Origin of the sequence: Pseudomonas sp. o96-267 (assembly GCF_003935465.1) — a bacterium.
Taxonomy (GTDB): Bacteria; Pseudomonadota; Gammaproteobacteria; order Pseudomonadales; family Pseudomonadaceae; genus Aquipseudomonas; species Aquipseudomonas sediminis.
The window spans coordinates 1-1,645 of sequence record NZ_RHQP01000084.1 but is presented as its reverse complement, the minus strand read 5'-3'; the positions used below and the strand labels follow the sequence as shown (position 1 = coordinate 1,645).

Here is a 1,645-nt window from a genome sequence, read left to right as displayed (position 1 = left end):
CCATCAACTTCCGGGGATTTTCTCAGCGTCTAGGAGGCCGTCGGAGGCCCAATCAGGCGCAATCGATAATTCTGGTTGCTATGGCACTTTCGGCTTCAGTACGCCTGCTGGAGGGCGGTACGAGTCGTAGAACAGGCCTCAGGCCTTCATCGCTGCCATCAGGGCACCGCTGCCCAGCACGTTCAACACGCGTTTGAGATTGTAGGCGAGCACATGCAGGCTCATCTCGGTACTCACTCGGTCGAGAGTCTTGGTGAGGAAGTGGGTGGCGCCCATCCAGCTCTTCAGCGTGCCGAACGGGTGCTCGACCGTCTGACGGCGGATTCGCATCATTTCAGGCGCTTGATCCAGGCGACTCTGCATCGCTTCGAGCACTGCCTCATGCTCCCATCGGCTCACTCGGCGCTCTGAGCTAGGCGTACAGTGCTCTTTCAACGCACAACCCTGGCAATGCGAACTCCAGTAGCGGTGCAGTTTCAGCCCTTTTTCGACGCTTGAGAACCGCCAGATCAGGCTTTGCCCAGCCGGGCATCGATACTCGTTCTTGGCTGCGTCATAGATGAAATCACCTTTGCCGAAGCGACCAGCCGCTGTCGCTCCCGAGGTCAGCGTCTTGGGCACGAAAACGGTGATTCCAGCCTCATGGCACGCCAGGATTTCTTCGCCTTTGAAATACCCTCTGTCTGCGACCGCCGAGAGTTCCTCGACACCCATGGCCTCTCGCGCTTGCTTGGCCATGGAGCTCAGTTGGTCTCGATCGACCCCGTCGTTCGTGACCTCGTGGGTCACGATCAGGTGGTGCTTCGCGTCGACCGCCGCCTGCACGTTGTAGCCGACTACTCCGCTGCCCCGGGTCTTCATTGAGCGGGCATCGGGATCGGTCAGGGAGATCTGTTTATCCGGTGTTTCGTTGAGCTGTACCTCGACTTCCTTGAGCTCCCGCAGCTTAGTTTTCAAGGTCGCAATCTTGTCGTGGAGGCGTTCGGCTTTGACCTGCGCCACGGCCGGTTCCTGGCGATCAGCGGTATCCAGTGCGGTCAGGTAACGGTTGATGCTGGACTCGATCTCCTCCATTCGCCGCTGAAGCTTGGCGCTGGTGAAATTGCGGTCACGGTTGTTGACCGCCTTGAACTTGCTGCCATCAATGGCTACCAGCGCTTCAGAGAACAGGCCAAGTTGCTGGCACAGCACCACGAACTGCCGACAGACGCCGCGGATTGCCTTGCCGTTATCCTTGCGGAAGTTGGCGATGGTCTTGAAGTCCGGCATCAAACGTCCGGTCAGCCACATCAACTCAACGTTGCGCTGACTCTCGCGTTCGAGACGTCGACTGGACTGGATACGGTTGAGGTAACCGTAGATGTAGATCTTCAGCAGGTCAGCAGGATGGTAGGCGGGTCTGCCGGTTTCCGCCGGGACGACACCCTCGAAACCCAGTAGGCCAAGGTCGAGTTCATCGACGAAAACATCGACCACCCGCACCGGGTTGGTGTCCGCCACGTAGTCATCCAAGCTCTCGGGAAGCAGTGTGCTTTGCCCTCGGTGCTCTCCCTGGATAAAGCGCTTCATTGGCGTCCCCCGCTGATTTTGAATCCATCAAATCACAGCAAGGACGATGCCAACGTTTTTACACGGTCTGGGCCGG

1 protein-coding gene is annotated in these 1,645 nt (G+C 58.5%); it reads right to left on the bottom strand.

Going from position 1 to position 1,645, the window contains the following annotated elements:
* Window positions 1–138: 138 nt before the first annotated feature.
* Window positions 139–1,569 (bottom strand): IS1182-like element ISPa7 family transposase, encoded by a 1,431-nt coding sequence (locus tag EGJ86_RS24820; RefSeq protein ID WP_115747646.1) that lies wholly within the window; start codon window positions 1,567–1,569, stop codon window positions 139–141.
* Window positions 1,570–1,645: the final 76 nt, after the last annotated feature.

Coding starts and splice junctions, on each gene's coding strand:
- EGJ86_RS24820 (WP_115747646.1), bottom strand. CDS start 1,569: ATGAAGCGCTTTATCCAGGGAGAGCACCGAGGGCAAAGCACACTGCTT.